Raw genomic sequence first — 20699 nt, 5'->3', positions numbered from 1 at the left:
ATTCATTATTAAGACTCCACTAGCCCCTGACTGGTTTCTCAAAGATCAGATCTTGCAGAATAATTAAAGAGGCTCTGCCCCTACTACATACCGTAACTTGTTGATGATGCAACCCTTATTAATCAGTTCTAAGAAATTCTGCACCAGCGAGAGCAAGAAGTTCGCACCTTGGTAGAAAATTACCCTGATGTTATTACTCGATTTCATCAGCGGATGAACATCACACCAACCCTTGTACCTCACCCTCATCCTCCAGGTAACGATATTCTAAACCGATACAGTCGGTTCGCTCACATCCTCCGGCAACCTTACCTCCTGCTGCACCTCTAGACCCGCCAAAAACTGCCTATCTTCACTCGTGTGAGGAAATTTAAGCTGAGAATCCGGAATTCCCCGTTCTATCTGGCGCTGGCGGAGGATAGCAAAACTACCAGGCGCAAGGATACGCAGGCGAGGTGTCGGGATATAATTACTCGGTCGCTTCGCCCCATAGGAGGCATTGGCTTGTTGAAGGTTGCGCTCAAAACTGGCGAGGAATGCTTCCGGATCATCTAGTTTTTCACCCGGAGCCAGTTCAATATTCACTAGATAGCGAGTTGAAACAACACTCTCAGACAAAGTGAGACAAAAATCCTCTAGAGCCACGTCAAATTCTTTTTGTAGGGCTTGCATTACCTGAGTGGCATGATACTCAGTTGTCTTCTCACTCGTCGCAGACATCATACCACCGCGACGGTAACGGAAGACAATTAAAGGAGCTGTGTTGTAGAATCCTACAACTTCTACCACATCGCCAATATCGTAGCGGTAGAAACCACTGTAGTTGGTCGTTAATAAGCGATAGCATTCTCCGACTTTCACCTCTGTTGGTAGGAGAGTTTTGGGGTATTCTAGGTCCCATTGGTCTTCAGGCAGAAACTCAAAAAAGCCACTCTCAATTGCCAAAACGCTACCATCGGTATCAACATCTGGGTAAATACTAAAGGTAGCTTCAGCAGAAGAGTAAACGGCTCCAAATACTGGGATATCACCAAAATACTCAGGAAAGCGCTCGAAGTAAAAATCAGAGGTGCCGCCTCGTGCAGTGGCAACAAAGGATAAATCAGACCAAACCTGTTTGGGAGTTAGCCGTCCCTCACGGTTTAGAATATCCTTCAGTTCACGGGCGCGAATGGGGTCGGCTGACCACTGATGCTCCAATTGAGCAAGGACGGTGGGTTCTAGTTCTAGCCAGCAGGCAATGGTGCCTTTTTCCAAATCTCGAATGAAGTCTTCAGCGTAGCGCTCCAAATAGATGCTGGTACGCAGCAGTAGCATGGGAAAATTGGCAATTATCCCCCGCATTGTGCGATCGCGCAGTGCAAACAGCAAGCAAACGTAATGACGGGCTAAGCTATCATCCGGTAGCAGTGTCTCGAAGGGGTGGGCAAAGACTTGCTTGTAGAGAAATTTTCCCATACGCAGCACCCCAACACTAGCTGGACCGTAATTGATTCCCCCTGGCGTGCGTCCTAGGGTATGAGCGGAGTTGGTGAGCAGCAATTTGCCAAATTTACTCTCTCTCTTTTTTAAGGCGTCGGCTAAAAAGCCGATGCTGGTTAAATTCGCCCGTCTCAAGGAATTCTGAAATCCCTTGGTGACAGGAATCAGTTTTTGAGGACCGGTCGAACCGCTAGTGAGATTGATGTAAACGACCGGATCGGGGGTTAAAACATTAGTCTCCCCCTGAGATATGCGCTGAGTGTAGGGTTCGTAGCTGCTGTAGGGCAGAACTGGCAAGCGATCGCGGAATTGGTCAACGGTTTTGATATCCCTTAACCCGTAGTGACGACCGAACTCAGTATCCTGATGAACCCGCAGCAGTTGCAGCAAAAACTGCTCCTGTATCGCCTCAGTCTGGTGGGTTTTTTGAACGAAATTAGCTTTAACACGTCCAGCAAAAGCAGTCAAAAGTGGCAGTAAATAATTCGCCATTAAAGCCTCACACCAATTCCCAAGAATGCATTAAACGTTGATTAAAGCAGATTTATCCAGTAGCTCCAAATGGTAGAGGAGTTGTCTGGGGGCTAGCGTCAACAAACTCTGACGACGCTGGAGTACTTTTACAAGTTGCCGCTACTGTCAGCAAGGGAGAGTTGGCAACCGTTGGGCAAAAGGAGCGATCGCCTCTATCTTGGTTTGAGGATAGGCAAATTCAATGTGCGCGAACTCACCTCGAAAGTGAGAAAATAGCTACATTATCAGTAACCCTAAGGATGTAAAAATCTCCAGAGGGGTATTTTTTAGAAAGCAAAGCGTGCGAGGAAAGAAAGTTGATAACCCCGATCATCTGTTTTGTCCTGGGATTTATCCTGGCGAGTTTCTTGGAGTACTGGATACATCGCCTGATGCACGTCAATGCTCGGGTTGGTAAACGCCATCGTGACCATCATCGCCGTAATGAAGGTCAGGGTGTACTGTGGGAGTTTCGGGATTACGTGCAGGCTGGTCTACTGGTGATGTGTCTAATGTTTCTCTATTCGTGGGATGCCGGACTCGGTTGGTTTTTGGGGGGATTAGTTTACTCCGCCTTTTCCGCCTATGCTCATCAGCTTCAGCACGAAAACCCAACCAAGTGCTTTTGGATGAAAATGCCGGTTCACTACGTGCATCATAAATACCAGATGTGGCATCACAACTTCGGTCTGGCAGTAGATTGGTGGGATCGACTATTTGGCACCTACAAATCCGTTGAGTGGCTGACAGAGGAGGAAGTAAACCAACCCGAACGAGGTTATTTGCAACTGCGGTGGTGGTAAGTCAGTTCACTGACCTGTACTCTCTCAATAGAAAAATTCAATGGAAAAAGCGCTTGGGCGTCTTGCCGTGTTTCGACTCCAAGCGCTTCTTCTTTTTTCCTCACACACACTACTTAACTATACATCATCCGTTTTCTTTGTCAAGTATAAGATTTTAAGCGAATAAGGGGATTGCCCAAAAATTTTTGCTAGAACTGGATAAACACTAGGGGAGAGGACTATGGTTCAACGTCCAGTGCAGACAACGCGGTACTTTACCACCTTAATCGGGCTGCTGCGCGATCGCTCCTTATTTCTCAAAGAAATCCGTCAAGGCATCAAACTAGAAGGAAAGATTACAGCGCTGCTGATTTGCAGTTCCCTCTTTTTTGCCGTCTACGGAGCCATTATCGGCTCGTCCCACAGTTTACTACAGGCACTATCCTCAGCCATCAAACTACCGGCACTTTACCTAATTACCCTAATTATTTGCTTTCCTACCTTATACTTTTTCAATATCCTCTTTGGTTCTCGAAAAAGCTTTGGGCAGCATTTTGCCATGCTCTTAACAGCAGTGGCAGTGATTAGTGTTCTCCTCTTTAGCTTCGCGCCGATTACCCTGTTTTTCCTAATCTCCACTAATCATTACCAGTTTTACAAGCTCCTGAATGTCGCTATCTTTGCCATCACCGGCTTTATTGGCGTCAAGTTTCTCTATCAGGGTATGCAGCTACTCTCTGAAGAAGACACCGAAGGACTCGAAACCCGGATGAATATTTTACGGTTTTGGCTCGTCCTCTACGCCTTTGTCGGTACACAGCTAGCCTGGACGTTACGCCCCTTCTTCGGCAAGCCCAGCTCCTCTTTTGAGCTATTTCGCCAGATGAACGGCAATTTTTACCTCGATATTGTCAATGCACTCAGCGAAATTTTGGGTTTTCAATAATCAGGAATGAAGAATGGGGGTATGCTATTAAAGAGTCCGTGTGCAAAGAAACTAAAATCTTCCCTCGAATAAGGTGCGGGTAGTGCATCACTTTCCGTACAAGAGAGCCTACCTTACTCTCTCTACCGTTAAATTTGAACTACTTTAAATAGATTTTCCCCCAACCTCCCTTTAATTAGGGGGGATAACATCAGGTGTTAATTCCCCCTTGAAAATCCCGTGTCTTCAACTCAAAACTCCAATTTCACCCCTCAAACCTTCCCCTTAATTCTCGGCATTACGGGTGCCTCTGGCTTAATTTATGCAGTACGGGCATTAAAATTTCTCCTAGAAGCTGACTACAACATTGAAGTAGTTGCATCTAAATCAGCCTATATGGTCTGGCAGGCAGAGCAGAACATCCGAATGCCTCCAGAACCCGACCAACAGGAACAATTCTGGCGTCAGCAAGCAGGAGTACCCATAGGAGGCAAACTGATTTGTCACCGTTGGGGAGATGTTGGAGCAACAATTGCTAGTGGCTCCTTTCGCACCTTAGGAATGGTGATCCTTCCCTGTAGCATGAGTACGGTGGCAAAAATCGCTAACGGTTTAAGTTCTGACCTGCTAGAGCGAACCGCAGATGTTCAACTCAAAGAAGGGCGTCAATTAGTAATTGTCCCCCGCGAGACACCATTCAGCCTCATTCACCTGCGTAATCTTACCACCCTGGCAGAAGCTGGTGCTAGAATTGTGCCAGCTATCCCGGCTTGGTATCACAACCCTCAAACCATTGAAGATTTAGTAGATTTTGTGGTAGCGCGGGCTTTTGATCAGTTAAATGTTGACTGTATTCCTCTAAATCGGTGGCAGGGACATTAGATTAGTGACGACTAGCCGAAAGCGGGATAGTTATCTCTAAAGGTTGAGGATTCACGGGAGTCAAGCAATGAGCCACAAACATCCTATCCCAGCTTCAAGAGGAGGGTTAGATTGGGGTTTAGCATTCGGGAAATTAGGGCAATTAATTCGCTAAACTCATGTAACTTGGAGGTATTCAACTAACTGTGGGAGCATAGCAAAAGTGATGAGGGACTCTAGGTGTAGGAGTGATTTTTATTCAGTTAACCCAACTATGCGGTACTGGGGACGTATTTTCATTAGTTCCATCCTCGGTAGCACAATGCTATGGGCAGCAACCGTCGTTGCCAATCTTCAGGGTAGTGCCCGAGCCGAAACTAATTCGCAAACTGACCAGGGAGGTTCATTAGGCTCGTCTCTCCTGAATAATATGCTAGGAGCCGATGCCCTGCGTCCTCAAAACCCTACTACGGGGACAACACAACCCCCAACAGGTACAGCGGCACAACTGGCGCAAGCTAGATCCTTCCCCGATATTCAGGGTAACTGGGCACAGCCTTTTATTGAAGCCCTAACCCAGCGGAATATCATTGCCGGGTTTCCTGATGGCACGTTTCGACCGAATCAACCCGTTACCCGTGCTCAGTTCGCAGCGATGATTCGTCAGGCGTTTGAACAAAGCCTTCAACGCCAGGGTACACAATTTGTTGATATCCCCCGAAATTATTGGGCATTTGATGCCATTCAAGAAGCCTACCGCATGGGATTTTTGGAAGGCTATCCTAACAATATCTTTTTGCCTGAGCAAAATATTCCTCGCCTCCAGGTACTCGTTGCCTTGGCGAGTGGGCTAGATTTGTCCGCTCCAGCTCAAGCAACGGCGGTATTAAATCAGTACTTTCAAGACGCCGCCCAAATTCCTGACTGGGCTAGGAATAGCGTGGCAGCGGCAACCGTCAATCAGTTGGTGGTCAACTATCCGAATGTAGCGTTCTTGAACCCCAACCAGATTGCTACCCGTGCTGATGTGGCAGCATTTATTTATCAGGCGTTAGTGAACGAAGGCGTCTTACCACAGTTGAGTCCCACAAGTGTAGCGAGTCGGTATATTGTTGGCTACGAACCCCCCATCGCTCAACCCCCAACTCCTCCCCAAGACTTAACCGCTTTACGACAGCAGTACCTACTCCCAACTCCGCCAGTAGAAGAACGGCTGCGGCGGATTGTGCGGGGAAATTCGAGTATTATGACGCCGACGGCGTTTGGTGCTCAAACGGGTGACTTTTTTGTTGGGGCAAGTTATCAAGAAAGTACCCGCCTTTCTAATAAAGACGATGGCGGGGTTGTACTGGGCTTCGGTCTTGGGGATGCAGAACGACTCGTTGCCCTCGAAACCGCCGTTTCAATTTATGATTTGTTTGGCGATACCTTTGAAGATGGGGGCGTCAGCTTCAAGGTTCACCGCTTATTGCCGGGGGATTTAGCCGTGGCAGTTGGCGTCGAGAATCTGATTAACTGGGGCGAACCCGATGCTGTCAGCAGTGTTTACGGCGTTGTGAGTAAAATATTTCAACTACAGGAGGAAAGGTCAGCCCCCTTCAGCCGGGTTACTGCCTCCGTAGGTCTCGGCGGTGGTCGGTTTCGTTCCGCTGATGATATTGAGAATGAAGAGGGTTCGACCAACGTCTTTGGCAGTATTGGCGTGCAAGTCATTGAACCCGTTACGGTGATTGCCGAATGGAGCGGTCAAGATTTGAACGTGGGCGCTTCAATTGTCCCCATCAAGGGTGTACCTCTCATCATCACTCCCGCTGCTGCCGATATCACTGGAGAAGCTGGGGATGGAGTACGGTTTATCCTAGGGATTGGTTATGCCATCTCGTTCTAGGTCAGAAGTTGGACGTATCGGGAAAAAAGAGGTCGTTATGAACGCTAAGGATTTTGTTTTACAGGTCGGGTTCGGTTTGATTTTGGGAACGGCTGGGGGTGTTTGGGAAATGCTACCAGCCTCAGCTCAGACCGATACTAGCGGCAGTATTATTACAAGCGGTGACATCGTTAACGGTGCCTTCGTCCGTGGTAGTGCTAGAGATGAGGTTTTAGTATTCAGAACTCCGCAGATTGAGAACGCCGTCAACAGCGCTGCTAGTGTAATTAACCAACGGCTAGAGCAGCGAAATTTGCCCGTTGTTGCTAACGGAACTCCTACGGCAATTCCAGCATCGGTACAGCAAAATTTAGGACTGATTGTGACTGGAGAGGGCAATGTGGGTTTGAGTGTCACTCAAATTCAGAATGCTCTGATTAATGCCGGGGCAAGTCAAACCCTTGCCCAAAACTTAGCCTCTAGTCTGCCGAACCTGACTGCTGGGGGGAGGGTGGAAGCAGCTCAACTTGTCAATGTGATTGAAGTCTACAACGCCCTGATTAATGCTAGTGATTTTGACCTCTTAAACGAACCCCCTGAAGAATTAAGGGCAATTCAAGCGGTGTTGACGATACTGCTTAATGCTGCCCGTAGTCAGATTTAACCTTCGGGTATGCATTCACAATAGCGTTTCTCTATCTGGTGAGGTACAACACTTGGGAGTTCAGGGAGTAGGGAGTAGGGAGTGGGTAAGAAAACGATGCTGTACCTTACGACGCCAGGAAACGCTATATTCTATTTAAGTTAAGGGAAAGGAAAAGGGTTAAACGAAACCATTAATTTTGCCCTTTTCCTTATTTTTGTTAACAATTAGGACTCTCTATACTCGTAGAGACGCGATTGCTCGCGCCTCTAAAAACTAAAATAATCCATATCAGATTTGCCAACTCAATCCACAGCAATTCTGCCGTTGTCGTCAATTCAGACAGCGTGGAACGCTGCTAACAATTGTTTAGCCCCGAAGGGGAACTTAAATCGATGAGATTCCGAAGATTTTTCTGGGGAACGATTGCCTTGGTCAGTCAACTTTTCCTCCTGTTTGGCTGTAGGCACTAGCATGGAGTCTGTAGAACGCACAACCATCTCACCTCGGTCGAGTGCTTCTCGCCACTGACGTCCCGTTTTCCATGCCTTAAACTTTGCAGCATTCCAACGGGGATTAATCGGATATCCAGCAAATCCAGACCGTAAGGCGGCATGGTTAGCACTGGGAATGAGAGTGTTAACCCATACGTTTTCTGTTAAATCAAGCATCATGAAGTTGTACTCCTTGAGTTCTTTATTCACAACCTTCACCCCCTTGTTGTGTTGAACCGAACATTTTTTCTGTAAATGTTGCTCACATTATATTACAAATTGTTACAAGCAACGAATACTTTCATTCATTGAATGCTTGTAATAAATGCCCAGCAATAATATTCCAGCACCAGAACGCAAGCAGCCATAGCCTGCTGCTTGTCCGCACCAGAAAATCCGATTTCACCAGAGGCAGCAAAGATGCCCGTCTCCTTCCAAAGGACGGAAGGAAAACTGCTACCCCAGTTCTCGGCTACCAGTTTCCAGTTCAATTGACTGATGACTGGCAATCTCCAACGCTTATCGGCGGGAGATGAACTTTTATAGAAAGCACCCGTCAGGAGTTTTGACAACGCACCCTTGGGCAGTGCGGATGGCGAGACTCGAACTCGCAAGACTTTCGTCACACGCCCCTCAAGCGTGCGTGTCTACCGATTCCACCACATCCGCGCGATTACTCAGTATATCAAAAAAAATGCAGATCTACTTCTAATCCAGCAATTTTTGGGTGGCGATCGCTAAAAATAGTGCGATCGCTAAAAATGAGTAAAGCCGTCATGAGAAAATTACTGCTTCTGGGCTAGTTCGCTTTCTCGTTCCAACTTTGGGATCGAACGCAACTACATACAGTATCCAACAGAGTACACGATCGCCTCTATCCTACTGATACGGATATAGCAGCACTGTTTTATGCAATTTTCAAAGATTCTGATTGCCAATCGCGGGGAAATTGCCCTGCGGATTCTCCGAACTTGTGAAGAAATGGGAATCGCCACCGTTGCCGTTCACTCTACAATTGACCGACACGCTCTTCACGTACAACTAGCAGATGAAGCCGTTTGCATTGGCGAACCCCCCAGTAGCAAAAGTTACTTGAACATTCCTAATATTATTGCCGCCGCCTTGACTCGCAACGCGACTGCCATTCATCCCGGCTATGGTTTTTTGGCAGAGAATGCCCGATTCGCCGAAATCTGCGCTGATCATCAAATTTCCTTTATCGGTCCTTCTCCAGAAGCAATACGGGCAATGGGAGACAAATCCACCGCTAAAGAAACCATGCAACAGGCTAACGTACCGACCGTACCAGGCAGTGAGGGATTGCTGACCAGCGAACGAGAAGCGTTAACCATTGCCAAACAAATTGGCTATCCGGTCATGATTAAAGCCACTGCAGGCGGTGGCGGACGCGGGATGCGCTTTGTGCCAGAAGAGAGTGTTATGACCAAGCTCTTCCAAGCAGCTCAAGGAGAAGCAGAAGCTGCCTTTGGCAATCCAGGGGTTTATCTGGAAAAATTTATTGTTCGCCCTCGCCACATCGAGTTTCAAATTCTCGCCGACAGTTACGGCAATGTCATCCACCTAGGTGAGCGAGATTGTTCCATTCAGCGGCGTCATCAAAAACTCCTTGAAGAGGCACCCAGTCCTCTTCTTACCCCAGAACTACGAGAAAAAATGGGTACGGCAGCAGTAATGGCAGCTAAGTCGATTAACTACGTGGGGGCAGGTACGGTTGAGTTTCTCGTCGATGCGTCCGGTAACTTCTACTTCATGGAAATGAACACCCGCATTCAAGTCGAACACCCCGTAACCGAGATGATTGCAGGACTCGACTTGATTGCTGAACAAATTCGCATCGCTCAAGGGGAGACATTACAGCTAACCCAAAACCAAGTTGTTCTTAAGGGTCATGCAATTGAATGCCGAATTAATGCTGAAGACCCCGATCACGGTTTTCGCCCCCAACCGGGACGAATCAGCGGTTACTTGCCACCGGGAGGACCGGGGGTGCGTATGGACTCCCACGTCTATACCGATTATGAAATTCCCCCCTATTACGATTCACTGATTGGCAAATTAATTGTTTGGGCACCCAACCGCGATGCCGCCATTCGGCGCATGAAACGGGCACTTCGGGAATGTGCGATTACGGGCGTTCCCACCACAATCGGTTTCCATCAAAAAATTCTGGAAACCCCAGCGTTTCTAGAGGGGGAAGTTTATACCAATTTTGTCGAGCAGATGATGCAAACGTGAACTTTCATTCTGGAAGACGCAGGGAGGCTGAACCTTAACTTTAGTGAATCATTCTCAGTAATCCCTGCTGACCTAAAAGAAGCTCTCGCAGCAAACTAAAAATTCCCACCCATAGAATTGGAGTAATGTCAACCCCACCAATCGGCGGGACAAGTTTGCGCATCGGCACTAGGAAGGGTTCCGTTGGTAACGCAATCACGTTAAACGGAAAGCGGTTCAAGTCTACCTGGGGATACCAAGTGAGTATGATGCGGAAGATAAATAAAAAGATAGCAAGTCCCAGTAAGGGGCCGAGAATCCAATTAGCAACAGTAGCAGCAGTCATGGGTTAGAGTTCGCAATTTTTAGATTGAGTTGAGTGTAAATCCTCAGTGGCTAGGTGTGATTGACTTTGCCACCGCCCCAAAGGGTGCGATCGCAAAATTCAGGATAGAGGGGGGAAATGATATTCATCAAAGACATCCCACCAGCCATGGGAGTAGAGGTCAGACCCCCACAATCCTAAAATTTTAAGCGCTATGGCTACACAAATTTTAACGAAGCTTTAAGAGATAAAGAAGGTCGTTCAATGGCGAGTCGGGAGTAGGAAGTGGACACGCTACTGAAGTGCTGCCTTGGGACTGGTGCGATCGCGTCTTATTTAGATAGAGACTTCTCAAGTCGCCCACAGACCATTAAAATTAATATGAAGAATATCAACAAGGATTGAAGTTCTATGACGCCCTCGTTAGCAAACTTTTTCTGGAGTCTACTTTTAGGTGGCGCAATCGTGGTTATCCCCGCAACGGTTGCACTAATCTTTATCAGTCAGAAGGACAGAGTCCAACGTTCCTAATTTTGAGTATCAGTTTTTGAAACCTCAATCAAGACAGGGCAGCGGGGAAGTTAGCTGCCCTGTTTCAATCGGCAGGGCTGACGCCGATAAATTTTTGCACCATCTCAGTTAGAGTAGAGGTTGGTCAGGAAACTCGCTACCATAGGACTGACTGTAGGAGAGCAGCGATGGTAAATTTTGGGCTGAACTCAGCCAGCATTCTGGGTATTTTTCTGGCAGTTGCCGGAGCGGGACTTTATTTTTTGCGTTCGGTACGTCCAGAGTTGGCACGAGATCATGATATCTTTTTTGCCGCAGTAGGACTCTTGTGTGGTTTTATCCTCTTATTTCAAGGGTGGCGACTCGATCCGATTTTGCAATTCGGTCAGTTTCTGCTCACGGGTTCTGCTATCTTTTTTGGTGTAGAAACGATTCGTTTGCGGGGTATTGCGACTGAACAGGCAAAGCGCAATACACGGATTGTGGACGATGAGCGACCTGTTAGTAAGGTGTACCGAGAAGTTGCCGAGTTGGATGAACTCGAACCTATTGAGGATCGATACGTCAATCGGCGGTTGCGGGGAACGGCAGACCCTCGCTATCGAGATCAGTACGAGGAAGAAGACGTTCGCCGTTCTCGGAGTCGCGGCACCTCAGAACGGTCTGTACCACCCGAAGATAGCTACCGTAAGCGCCGCCCTCGTCCGAGCAGTGCTCCTCCGGAGCGGTCGGTTGAGAGTTGGGACGCTGAAGTAGATGTAGAGAGTGAGTGGGAAGAAAGACCTTCTCCCAGAAGCCGTACCCGCCCAACACGTCCACCCAACCGCGACTTAGACGAGGAGACGGTATCAAGACCGAGAAAGCGGCGTCCGCCCCAAGATCGCAAGCCATCTGTCCCTCCTGTTGAGACAGATACGGCATCTGGCGATTATGTCGATTATCAACCAATTGACCCCTTGGAAGAAGAGGACGAGGACACCATACCGAGAGGTTCGGAGTACTAAGCTGAATGGTAAGACGGCGAAATCAGTGAGTGCCAGACAGCAAAGAGCCAAACGGCTGCTTTGGGGAATTGTTTTGATACTGACGGGTCTAATTGTCGCTTGCAGTCCTCCTGTAAACTCTCAAATTGAACCCACTACCCTGAACAGCCGTTATACAGAAGAGCAACCTGCCTTGAGCGGTAATGGTCGCTTTCTGGCTTTTGTGTCTAACCGGGGTGGAACTCGCCAAATTTTGATGTACGACCTGCAACAGCAACAACTTGTAGATTTACCAAGCTTGAATCGACGAAATGCGATCGCAGAGAGTCCCAGCTTGAGTTATACAGGTCGTTACATTGCTTATATCGCCAATGAACGGGGAACCCCAGTCATCGAACTTTACGACCAAGCCACCCAGCGATCACAAATTCTGCCCCTTGGCTATCGCAGGGGAGTCAGAAATCCCAGTATCAGCCCCGATGGTCGTACTATTGTATTTGAAACCTCCCGTCGTGGACAGTGGGATATTGAAGTACTCGATCGAGGTTTTGATGTTGAATTAGATATACCGGATGGGAGTCCAGTGTCTCAAGAGTGAAGCGTTTCCTGTTACTCCTAATAGCGTGTACCCTGGTCGGGATATTGACCAGTTGTACGGGAAATTCACACCTGCTGAGTTTTCCCTTTGATAGCGGGGGACGTAGTTTGAACAGTCCCGCTTCTGAATTAACTCCTCACGTCAACGGACAGTTAATTGTATTTGTTTCTGATCGAGCTGGGAGTCAGGATGTTTACCTGTACGCTATTAATGATCGCCGCTTAGTCGAGTTGCCAGGACTCAATGCTCTAGATGCGATCTCGTCACACCCCGCGATTTCCGAAGATGGGCGAACCCTCGTTTTTGCTGCTACACAGGAAGGGCGTTCCGGTATTTACCTCTATAACCAGGACACTCATCAGTTGCGGAATCTAACCGAAAATCTTAACGCTGAAGTTCGTAATCCTACGATTAGCGCCGATGGCAGTACTATTGCTTTTGAATCGAGTGAAAATGGTCAATGGGATATTATAGTTTGCGATCGCTCTGGGAAACGGCTTTTAACTTATGAGTAGAATTTTGGCAATAGAAAGCTTTTAGCCGCTTCTAAACGGAAACTCCCCCGCTAAACGGGGGAACTCCCGACTAATTTGGTGGATGTTTACCGATTTGCAGTCCGTCCGACTCAAGCAGCAAGCAAGATGCCTGCTTTAGGGAAATTTTTCAATATTGGAATGCAGCCGTTACCGTCGATACTCGTCACCACAGTCACCAATGAGTTGATACAAATCCCGCGACTTAGCCTGAACTCCATCAATCCGATGACAATCGTCAGTATCCAACTCAAACTCAAATACCCTGCCATTATCCGCCAAATGCTCGGATACTCCCAATCTGGCACCCACAATTACACCAGCAACGGCAGGTTTATCTAAAATATATCGCACTGCCACATTCGGAATACTGACCTTATGCTTGACAGCAATATCCTGAAGTACAGAAAGCAACTCTTGAAACAGACTCCAACCGCCCCACGCATCGATCATATTTTTGTACTTTCTCAAGCTAGCGGTAGTTACTTCTGTCCCTTTTGGTTCAGGATGTCCCAGATACTTTTCTGATAGCAAACCGCCGCCGAGAGTACCGTAAGTAAACAGCTTGATATCCTGTTCCTGGCAGAACTTTACCATGCTGACTTCTGGACGGCGGTCAATTAGAGAATATTGCACCTGGTTCGATACAATTTTGATACCTGCATCGGTGATAATTTTCAGATGTTCGGTATCAAAGTTGGTTAAAGCCAGGTGCTTGATTTTTCCCTCCTCCTGGAGTTCCGTCATATACTTGAGAGCATCTAGGTAGCTGGGGTCACGGTATTCCCACCAATGGAACTGCATCAGGTCGAGACTTTCTACTCCCATCCGTTTCAGGGAGATGTCGATATTTTTCTCAACGACCTGCTTGGTCATGCGGCTGGGTCTTGGTACCCATTTCGTGAAGGCTTGCAGGTTAGATAACGCCTCTTTACCACTAGTTTCGGCGAGTTGACGCCTGAACTCGCCAATAAGATCTTCGGCAGGTCCGTAATGGTCTGCCAAATCCCAAGTCGTGAAACCAGCATCCATGTAATCGAACATCGTCTGGATTGCCTGTTTGGGATCGATGCGTCCATGGGCACCCGATACTTGCCACATTCCGTTTAAAATGCGACAAATGTTTAAATCCGGGGTAAATTGGGTTCGGCTTGATGCAGGTAGGTTCATCTTATGAACTTGGGTTGAACGATTGCAACAATAAGGGGTTTGACATCCTCACCGGGCTGAAGCCACGGTGATTCCCTAGCAGTCAAACAGTGAAAGCTTTTCATACTCTAGATGGGGTCAGTTATTTCTGCCAACCTCCACTAGAAAAAAAATAAAAGGAGAGCCACTTAAGGCGACTCTCCCGATCATCAGGGTGCATCTACATATCACAGTATAGCAATAATAGGATGGGGGGTGTTACCCCTCATTTGAAGTTTCTGTGAAGTTTAATTGAAAGCGGGGTATGTCGGTTTAAGCCAGTGACATTCCTCTTAAGCCTTCAGCTTCTTGCCCAAAAGTTGATTAGTCAGTTTGGGGTCAGCTCGTCCACTGGTTTTCTTCATCACCTGACCGACAAAGAACCCTTGCAGCTTAGTTTTGCCATTGCGATACTGTTCAAGCTCCTTGGGATTAGCGGCAATCACCTCGTCAATAATGGCGTCAAGTTGACTTGCATCAGAGATTTGAATCAATCCCTTGCGCTCAATCAATTCTTTTGCAGAACCGCCTTTAGTCAGGAGTTCGGGCAATATATCTTTGGCAATCTTACCGCTAATCGTACCCTCTTCAATGAGAGTAATCAGTTCTGCCAAGATAAGAGGTTTGAGGGCAATCTCGCTAATAATCAGCTTTTCCGTATTCAGATAAGCGGCAATATCTCCCATTACCCAGTTAGCGACTTGTTTGGGATTGGCATTAGCTGCAACCGCCATTTCAAAATACTCGGCAACTAGCCGATCTTCAGTCAGCACGCGGGCATCGTATGCCGAAAGTCCCTGTTCTTTTTCATAGCGATACCGTTTCTGTGCCGGAAGTTCGGGCAGTTCACCCCGCCATTGCTCTAACTGTTCTTTGGATACCTCAATCGGCGGTAAGTCAGGTTCGGGGAAGTAGCGGTAGTCGCTAGAGCCTTCTTTGATCCGCATACTAATAGTGCGCTGACTACCCTCTTCCCACAGTCGCGTTTCTTGAAAAATGGTTTCTCCTGCTTCAATAGCGGCGATTTGCCGCTCGATTTCATGTTCAATCGCCTTCTGGATGGCGTTGAAGGAGTTCATGTTTTTGATTTCGACTTTAGTGCCGAACTTCTCCTGTCCGATGGGGCGCACGGAGATATTCACATCGCAACGCAGGGAACCTTCTTGCATATTGCCGTCACTAACGCCGAGGTAACGCATAATCCGGCGGAGTTCCTGGGCGTATTCTGCGGCTTCTTTACCCGATCGCATATCGGGTTCTGAGACAATTTCTACCAATGGCACCCCGGCGCGATTGTAATCCACTAGGGAGTAGGTGGAACCGGAAAGGCGATCGCTTCCTGCGTGAACCAACTTGCCAGCATCTTCTTCCATATGCAAGCGAGTAATGCCGATTTTCTTGCGGATGAGGTTGCCCTCATCGTCTGTTAGTTCGATTTCTAGCCAACCGTGTTCAGCGATCGGTAAATCGTACTGAGAAATCTGATAGTTTTTGGGAAGGTCGGGATAGAAGTACTGTTTGCGGTCAAATTTACTGTAGGGGGCAATTTGGCAGTTGAGCGCCAAACCCGCTTTGACGGCATATTCTAGTACCTTTTGATTGAGGACGGGCAGCACTCCTGGCAATCCCATACAGATCGGATCGATATTGGTATTTGGGGTAGCGCCAAATTCTGTAGAGGAATATGAGAAAATTTTGGTTTGGGTACTGAGCTGACAATGGGTTTCTAGACCAATGATTGCTTCGTACTCCGTTTTAGCCGGTGCAGCAGTGGTCATAGGCGTTTAGTTGGCTATTTGATTGCAACAGTTCTCTATTGTATTTTAGCTTTTGCTTGAGTCCAAACTTTTATGAATTGAGATGTTATTGTTGCTGTTGCAGTTTAGATAGTTTTGGAGGTTGAGATTTTTGAGTAGGCTCGATAGGTGGCTTTTTTTTTACGCAGAGGGGCAAGAGAGGTTTTCGCCGAGGTACGCAGAGAGGAGGAGAGGTTTGGTGGCAGGAGTTGAGGAGATTAGGAAGAAGATTGGCGGTTTTTATGATAACGGGTGGTGGTATTTATAAAAGCCGGCGGGAGGTTTACATTAGTTAATTTGAAGATAATTTTTGTGGAATAAAAAACCTGAGAGGCTTGTCTCAACCTCTCAAGTTCTTGTTTTAGACTAATGGAACAACTCATTTAGAGGAGTCCCCAGAAGTGTAGGAGTCCTTGCCCAGAAAATAGTTCGATGAGAATAGCGACAAGGAATCCTAGCATGGCTAGACGACCATTCCAAATTTCTGCTTGGGGATTGAAGCCGAATATCCATGCATTACGCTCTTGGGGATTGGTGATGGTTTCGGGATTAGTGATGGGTGTGTTGGGTTGGTTAGTCATGGAAAAAGCTCCTTTTCAATCACTTACTAGTGCTTATGTAAATAAATGTAACGTCTATGGGAGCTGAAGCTATCTCTCTTAAGTTAGAAGCTTCTGAGTTTACGTTTAATCCTATAGAAGGAAAGGATACATTTGTATGCAACAACTATTGAATTCCCCATTCCCTATTCTGTCCCTAGTTCACGGAGTCCCATAAACTAGCTTTAGTAGTAGACCAATGGATTTTAATGCAACAGATTACAGGGACAACTAAACTATTGGGTGTTATCGGTCATCCGGTCGAGCATTCTCTCTCTCCGATCATGCACAATAGCGCGATCGCACAATTGGGTGTTGATTATGTCTACCTCCCTTTACCTGTAAAACCAGAAGATTTGAATGTGGCGATTGCAGGGTTTGCCGCGATTGGCTTGCAAGGATTCAATCTCACTATTCCCCACAAACAAGGGATTATTCCCCTATTATCTGAGGTATCAGATATTGCTCGACTCGTGGGCGCCGTGAATACGGTTTGGCGTACTGATAGTGGTTGGAGTGGTACTAATACTGATGTTGAAGGGTTTATTACTCCCTTAAAAGCTGACGAGCAAGATTGGAGTCAAACCCAAATCGTTATTTTAGGTTACGGAGGTGCAGCGCGAGCGGTTGTGGTTGGTTGTATGCAGTTGGGTTGCACCCAGATTCACGTAGTCGGTCGTAATCGGGAAAAATTAAGCCAATTTCAGCAAAGTTGGGCAAATACTAGCCTATCTGCAAGTATCAACGTTTATAATTGGGAGCAACTCCCCCAAGTTTTACCCCAAGCGGATTTACTGGTTAACACGACACCTGTGGGGATGTATCCTCACATTGAGCAATCTCCTGTAGATGCGGTAACAATGCAAGGATTGCGGGAAGGAGCGATCGCCTATGACTTGATTTACACTCCCAATCCTACCCAATTTCTGAAACAGGCAAAACAACAGGGAGCGATTACTATTGATGGGTTGGAAATGCTGGTGCAACAAGGCGCTGCGGCTTTAAAAATCTGGTTGGGACAAATGCCACCTGTTGATACTATGCGGCGCTCGTTGCAGCAGCAGTAGGGATCTCCTGCTTCAATGAGTCTAAATCAACCTTACTTTCCCCAACTGATGAAACAATTGTTACTGTAAGATTCAACAAGCATATTACAAAGGTTTTCGGTTCATGATCTACCTGCTCAATCATCAACTTGAACGGAGCCAAATAATTCCGTAAACTCCTCAAGCGTCACCCCCAGCGCACTGCATAAATCCTTCATTTGATAAAGAGTCAAATTAGCAGGAGTTACTCCTCGTTCCCAATTACTTACAGTTTTGCCTGTGACGCCAACTAATTTGGCAAGCGCTGCTTGTGATAATCCTGACTGCTCTCTAAGTTTCTTCAACTCGGGTTGACACTCTTGACTTATTTCATTTCGCTTCATCAGTCCCAATCTTCTCCTCATCGTTCATCAACATAGAACCGATAGAATGAATAGTCATCTTGGAAAGAACGTTCATCTAGTACGTGATGAATAATACCGCGATCGATCAAGAACTGCCCTAGAGCGATCGCTTCTTTCCGGGAACACTTTTGCTGCTGCACCAACCATTCAACGGCTTGTGCCCCAATAAAACAGTTTGGATAGATATTCAGACGATAGCTGCGGTCTTTAATTTCGAGTCCCCCTGATTCCCGCATTGCCTTGACTAATGCCTCAATGTCTGTATAGGTCAGTTCCTTTTTGACAACAGTCGAGGTTAACAATTGCTCAGATAAAGGTTCTGCTGAACCTACAGTATCGTCTAAGGGATTCTCTGGAGTATAGTTATACTCTACACTGGGTTGATCACCATTCGGAGCCTCCGTTTGCTGGGGTAGAGATAGCATTGGCGTCTGCTGTTGGAGCCATGCCCCCATTAATGCATCCAGTTGGGGCGATCGCAAGTGCAAGTCGCGTTGGGGAAAGGGTACTTCCAGTTCGTAGCACCGGAGAGTCTCCTCAATCCGATAGTTGAGGTCACTCTTAATTTTAAACTGCCGCTTCGGGTCTCCAATCCAGACTAATAAGTCAAAGTTGAGGGAGCTATCACCAAATCCCTGAAACCAAACCTGGGGATGGGGTTGCAGCAATACCTCTGGATGACTCTTGGCGGCTTCTATAAGTGCCATTTGTACCTTCTTCACATCAGAACCGTAAGCCACACCAATGGGAATCCGCAGGCGAGAAATAGGATTTCCGTGACTCCAGTTAATCACTTCACTCTCTAAAAATCGGGAGTTGGGTACAATCATCGTCACCTGATCAAGGGTGCAAATCTCTGTACTCCGTGCGCCAATTCGCTCCACCGTTCCCAATAACTCACCCACCTTCACAAAATCTCCGACCTGAATCGGTCGCTCAAAGGTAATAATCAAGCCACTGATAAAGTTGTTGGCAATGTTCTGAACGCCGAAGCCAATTCCCACCCCCAAGACACTGGCGAGAATCGTTAAAGAACCAACATCCAACCCCCAAATTTGCAACAGTACAATCAATCCCAGGAAAGTGAGGGTATACTGCGTTAGCACCGCAATAACCTCCTGCACCCTCGGTTCAGCTCCTGTTCGACCCAAGACGTAGGATTTAAAAAGTTTGGTGACAAAGCTAACGGCAAACCACAGTCCTACCGTCAAACCCAGCAGTAACAGCATTTGCAGAGCTGAATAATTGCTGTTACCTAGATTAATGACGGGAGAATTTAGGAAGTTAAATAACTTGGGGAGAAAGTTGAATAGCTCATAGCGCCAGCTTCGGGTTTGGGGAAACAAGTCAGTCAGGTAAAAAGCAACTGCCGTCCACAAACCTGCCTGTACTCCCAGCAGCGCCAGTTTTAGCAAAAGCCGAGCCGACTGCTCCCACGAATGAAGTGGGGAAGTCGATTCATTCAGCCAGAGAGACAGGCGGTGAGATGCCCATTTTCTAAAAAAGAGTAGGCTAACATGAACAGCGATCGCCCCGAGTACCACACCAACCGCAAGCATTAGCGCCTTACGGTAATAGGTTGAAGTTCGTTCTAGCTGCCCCCGACGCAGGGCATCTTCGATAGTCTTCCGCCAAAAATTGGCTTGGCTCAAACTGTTTGGACCTTCAAGGGTATCTTCTTCCCTCACCGTTAAAAGATGGCGTTGGTTCTGCCGAGAGCGAAGGGCTATCAAATCATCTTCCCGAACCACGACAATCTCTGCCAATTGAGGCGATTGCACCTCTTCTTTCAGAGCGTTATTAATGATTTCGGCTCGTTTAGCAGCCCGGTAGCCAGTGCCAAAATTCCCCACCTCAAACAAAACGCGACCGTCCAGTACTACAGGAACTTTATTCTGTTCAACAGGGGACGTTTGCGCCGCGCTGGGAACCGATATTAAAGTCAGCAGCAGCGCCAGCAAACCCAGCAACACCAACCGCCAACGCCGCCTGCTGTGGTACTGTTTTTGTCTGTTTGACTGGAAATGGACAGGTTGTTGAAACCAACGCCAGAATCGGGGAGCGATCGCTTTAAAACGAAAGACTCTAGAAAGGGGTTGCTTAGAGAACGCCATGAGTCAGCAGTTGGGAGAAGTTAATAATTGAGCTAAAAAGTTGTAAGCGAGCCATAAATTAGCAATTAAATTTCCCCAGCTCCCCCATTCCCCTTCCCTGCCTCAAGTAACTTGTCTTAGGCGTGGGAGTCGTTGGCACCTGAGGACGGGATTGCTCTAGTAAGGCACTGAATGCTGCCCAAGCCCCAAAACCTGCCAATAGCAGCACGCCCACACCAATTGTCCAAACGATTAGGGTGTTCTTAGAAAGTGATTTAACGGGTGGTGAAAGATTCGACTGATCGGGATTTTGAGCAGTGGCATTAAGGTCATTTTCCCCCATCAGTGTTGCTGTCATTTTATAAGGACCGATGCGGAGTGTATCTTTACTGCCAAAGGGCTGGGTGCTTTGTCGAACTCGGCGTCCGTTGAGAAAGGTGCCATTGGCGCTCTGCTGGTCGGTAACATAGAGCTTGTTGTTCTCCACTGAAATCAGGGCGTGAAACCGAGAAATTTCCTGATGGACTAACTCTAGACGCGAGACAGCTCGTCCTCCCCACTGTTCTGGCATCTGGTCTGCTTCTCGACCAACAGCAATTGGCGCTACCAAAAGCGATCGCTTTACCTCCCCGGTTTCTGGGTCTTCCCACCTCAATTGAATGTACATAAGTCAAATGGATATAAAACGCCGGCTGACATCGTTATTTAGTCAAAAAACTAGGGTTATCTGGCTATTTCAGATTTGATAACCGTTTTCCCAACTTAGGAGGAAACTGAAACTCTAGCGGGAGTTTTAACGTCAAAACTCTGGGACGAAGGACT

21 protein-coding genes and 1 tRNA gene are annotated in these 20699 nt (G+C 47.3%); 11 read left to right on the top strand and 11 right to left on the bottom strand.

The annotated features are described in order from the left end of the window. Positions 1-267: 267 nt before the first annotated feature. Positions 268-1974: a GH3 auxin-responsive promoter family protein gene (locus IQ257_RS02415; RefSeq protein WP_193873023.1), complete on the bottom strand. Its 1707-nt coding sequence runs from the start codon at positions 1972-1974 to the stop codon at positions 268-270. A 338-nt stretch (positions 1975-2312) separates the two neighbouring features. Here IQ257_RS02415 and IQ257_RS02410 point away from each other — a divergent pair, with 338 nt between their 5' ends. From IQ257_RS02410 to IQ257_RS02390, 5 genes are all read left to right on the top strand, one after another. Continuing rightward, positions 2313-2798 (top strand): sterol desaturase family protein, encoded by a 486-nt coding sequence (locus IQ257_RS02410; protein WP_193873024.1) that lies wholly within the window; start codon positions 2313-2315, stop codon positions 2796-2798. 220 nt (positions 2799-3018) lie between these two features. After that, a complete protein-coding gene (locus tag IQ257_RS02405) occupies positions 3019-3723 on the top strand; it encodes an actin-binding WH2 domain-containing protein (RefSeq protein WP_193873025.1) in 705 nt (234 codons plus the stop codon). Between the two features lie 219 nt (positions 3724-3942). Beyond that, positions 3943-4584, top strand: coding sequence for a flavin prenyltransferase UbiX (locus tag IQ257_RS02400; RefSeq protein ID WP_193873026.1), 642 nt, complete (start codon positions 3943-3945; stop codon positions 4582-4584). A 253-nt stretch (positions 4585-4837) separates the two neighbouring features. Continuing rightward, positions 4838-6451: an S-layer homology domain-containing protein gene (locus IQ257_RS02395; RefSeq protein ID WP_193873027.1), complete on the top strand. Its 1614-nt coding sequence runs from the start codon at positions 4838-4840 to the stop codon at positions 6449-6451. Next, positions 6435-7094 (top strand): hypothetical protein, encoded by a 660-nt coding sequence (locus tag IQ257_RS02390; RefSeq protein WP_193873028.1) that lies wholly within the window; start codon positions 6435-6437, stop codon positions 7092-7094. Before IQ257_RS02395 ends, IQ257_RS02390 begins: the two co-directional genes overlap by 17 nt. A 317-nt stretch (positions 7095-7411) precedes the next feature. Here the strand turns inward: IQ257_RS02390 and IQ257_RS02385 are convergent, their stop codons facing one another. The 3 genes from IQ257_RS02385 to IQ257_RS02375 all read right to left on the bottom strand — a co-directional run bounded on the left by IQ257_RS02385 (position 7412) and on the right by IQ257_RS02375 (position 8236). Further along, a complete protein-coding gene (locus IQ257_RS02385) occupies positions 7412-7747 on the bottom strand; it encodes a hypothetical protein (RefSeq protein ID WP_193873029.1) in 336 nt (111 codons plus the stop codon). A gap of 125 nt (positions 7748-7872) precedes the next feature. Beyond that, on the bottom strand, positions 7873-8193 hold the full coding sequence (locus IQ257_RS02380; protein WP_193873030.1) for a hypothetical protein: 321 nt from the start codon (positions 8191-8193) through the stop codon (positions 7873-7875). Continuing rightward, positions 8155-8236 (bottom strand) — tRNA-Leu (locus IQ257_RS02375). The genes IQ257_RS02380 and IQ257_RS02375 overlap by 39 nt, the downstream gene beginning before the upstream one ends. A 240-nt stretch (positions 8237-8476) precedes the next feature. Between IQ257_RS02375 and accC the strand changes: the two genes are divergently transcribed. Continuing rightward, entirely contained in the window at positions 8477-9823 is a 1347-nt protein-coding gene (gene accC / locus IQ257_RS02370; RefSeq protein WP_193873031.1) for an acetyl-CoA carboxylase biotin carboxylase subunit, read from the top strand. Between the two features lie 40 nt (positions 9824-9863). On the opposite strand, the gene IQ257_RS02365 is transcribed toward accC, so the two are convergent. After that, a complete protein-coding gene (locus tag IQ257_RS02365) occupies positions 9864-10148 on the bottom strand; it encodes a YggT family protein (protein WP_193873032.1) in 285 nt (94 codons plus the stop codon). Between the two features lie 390 nt (positions 10149-10538). Between IQ257_RS02365 and psbX the strand changes: the two genes are divergently transcribed. From psbX to IQ257_RS02345, 4 genes are all read left to right on the top strand, one after another. After that, on the top strand, positions 10539-10658 hold the full coding sequence (gene psbX / locus IQ257_RS02360) for a photosystem II reaction center X protein (protein ID WP_193873033.1): 120 nt from the start codon (positions 10539-10541) through the stop codon (positions 10656-10658). Between the two features lie 167 nt (positions 10659-10825). After that, positions 10826-11641, top strand: a complete 816-nt coding sequence (locus IQ257_RS02355; protein WP_193873034.1) for a Ycf66 family protein — start codon at positions 10826-10828, stop codon at positions 11639-11641. 25 nt (positions 11642-11666) lie between these two features. Continuing rightward, on the top strand, positions 11667-12218 hold the full coding sequence (locus tag IQ257_RS02350; protein ID WP_322744142.1) for a TolB family protein: 552 nt from the start codon (positions 11667-11669) through the stop codon (positions 12216-12218). Continuing rightward, the gene (locus tag IQ257_RS02345; protein WP_193873036.1) at positions 12215-12733 is read left to right on the top strand and encodes a TolB family protein; all 519 of its coding nucleotides are present in this window, start codon (positions 12215-12217) and stop codon (positions 12731-12733) included. The genes IQ257_RS02350 and IQ257_RS02345 overlap by 4 nt, the downstream gene beginning before the upstream one ends. Before the next feature lie 168 nt (positions 12734-12901). Here the strand turns inward: IQ257_RS02345 and IQ257_RS02340 are convergent, their stop codons facing one another. The 3 genes from IQ257_RS02340 to IQ257_RS02330 form a co-directional block, all read right to left on the bottom strand. Then, a complete protein-coding gene (locus tag IQ257_RS02340) occupies positions 12902-13921 on the bottom strand; it encodes an aldo/keto reductase (protein WP_193873037.1) in 1020 nt (339 codons plus the stop codon). Positions 13922-14232: 311 nt separating this feature from the next. Further along, on the bottom strand, positions 14233-15717 hold the full coding sequence (gene gatB / locus IQ257_RS02335) for an Asp-tRNA(Asn)/Glu-tRNA(Gln) amidotransferase subunit GatB (RefSeq protein ID WP_193873038.1): 1485 nt from the start codon (positions 15715-15717) through the stop codon (positions 14233-14235). A 401-nt stretch (positions 15718-16118) separates the two neighbouring features. Then, on the bottom strand, positions 16119-16316 hold the full coding sequence (locus IQ257_RS02330) for a chlorophyll a/b-binding protein (RefSeq protein ID WP_193873039.1): 198 nt from the start codon (positions 16314-16316) through the stop codon (positions 16119-16121). A 227-nt stretch (positions 16317-16543) separates the two neighbouring features. On the opposite strand from IQ257_RS02330, the gene IQ257_RS02325 reads away from it, so the two are divergent. Further along, positions 16544-17401 (top strand): shikimate dehydrogenase, encoded by an 858-nt coding sequence (locus IQ257_RS02325; protein WP_193873040.1) that lies wholly within the window; start codon positions 16544-16546, stop codon positions 17399-17401. A 116-nt stretch (positions 17402-17517) separates the two neighbouring features. Here IQ257_RS02325 and IQ257_RS02320 read toward each other — a convergent pair whose 3' ends face one another. The 3 genes from IQ257_RS02320 to IQ257_RS02310 are packed head-to-tail and all read right to left on the bottom strand — an operon-like array spanning position 17518 to position 20544. Further along, positions 17518-17763 carry a helix-turn-helix transcriptional regulator gene (locus IQ257_RS02320; protein WP_193873041.1) on the bottom strand — a complete coding sequence of 82 codons (246 nt, stop codon included), beginning with the start codon at positions 17761-17763 and terminating at the stop codon, positions 17518-17520. Between the two features lie 17 nt (positions 17764-17780). Further along, positions 17781-19898 carry a mechanosensitive ion channel domain-containing protein gene (locus tag IQ257_RS02315; protein ID WP_193873042.1) on the bottom strand — a complete coding sequence of 706 codons (2118 nt, stop codon included), beginning with the start codon at positions 19896-19898 and terminating at the stop codon, positions 17781-17783. A 58-nt stretch (positions 19899-19956) separates the two neighbouring features. After that, positions 19957-20544: an FHA domain-containing protein gene (locus IQ257_RS02310; RefSeq protein ID WP_193932914.1), complete on the bottom strand. Its 588-nt coding sequence runs from the start codon at positions 20542-20544 to the stop codon at positions 19957-19959. Between the last annotated feature and the right edge of the window lie 155 nt (positions 20545-20699).

The sequence above is a fragment of the Coleofasciculus sp. LEGE 07092 genome, assembly GCF_015207375.1.
Taxonomy (GTDB): Bacteria; Cyanobacteriota; Cyanobacteriia; order Cyanobacteriales; family Coleofasciculaceae; genus LEGE-07092.
This window is presented reverse-complemented; position numbering and strand designations above follow the sequence as displayed.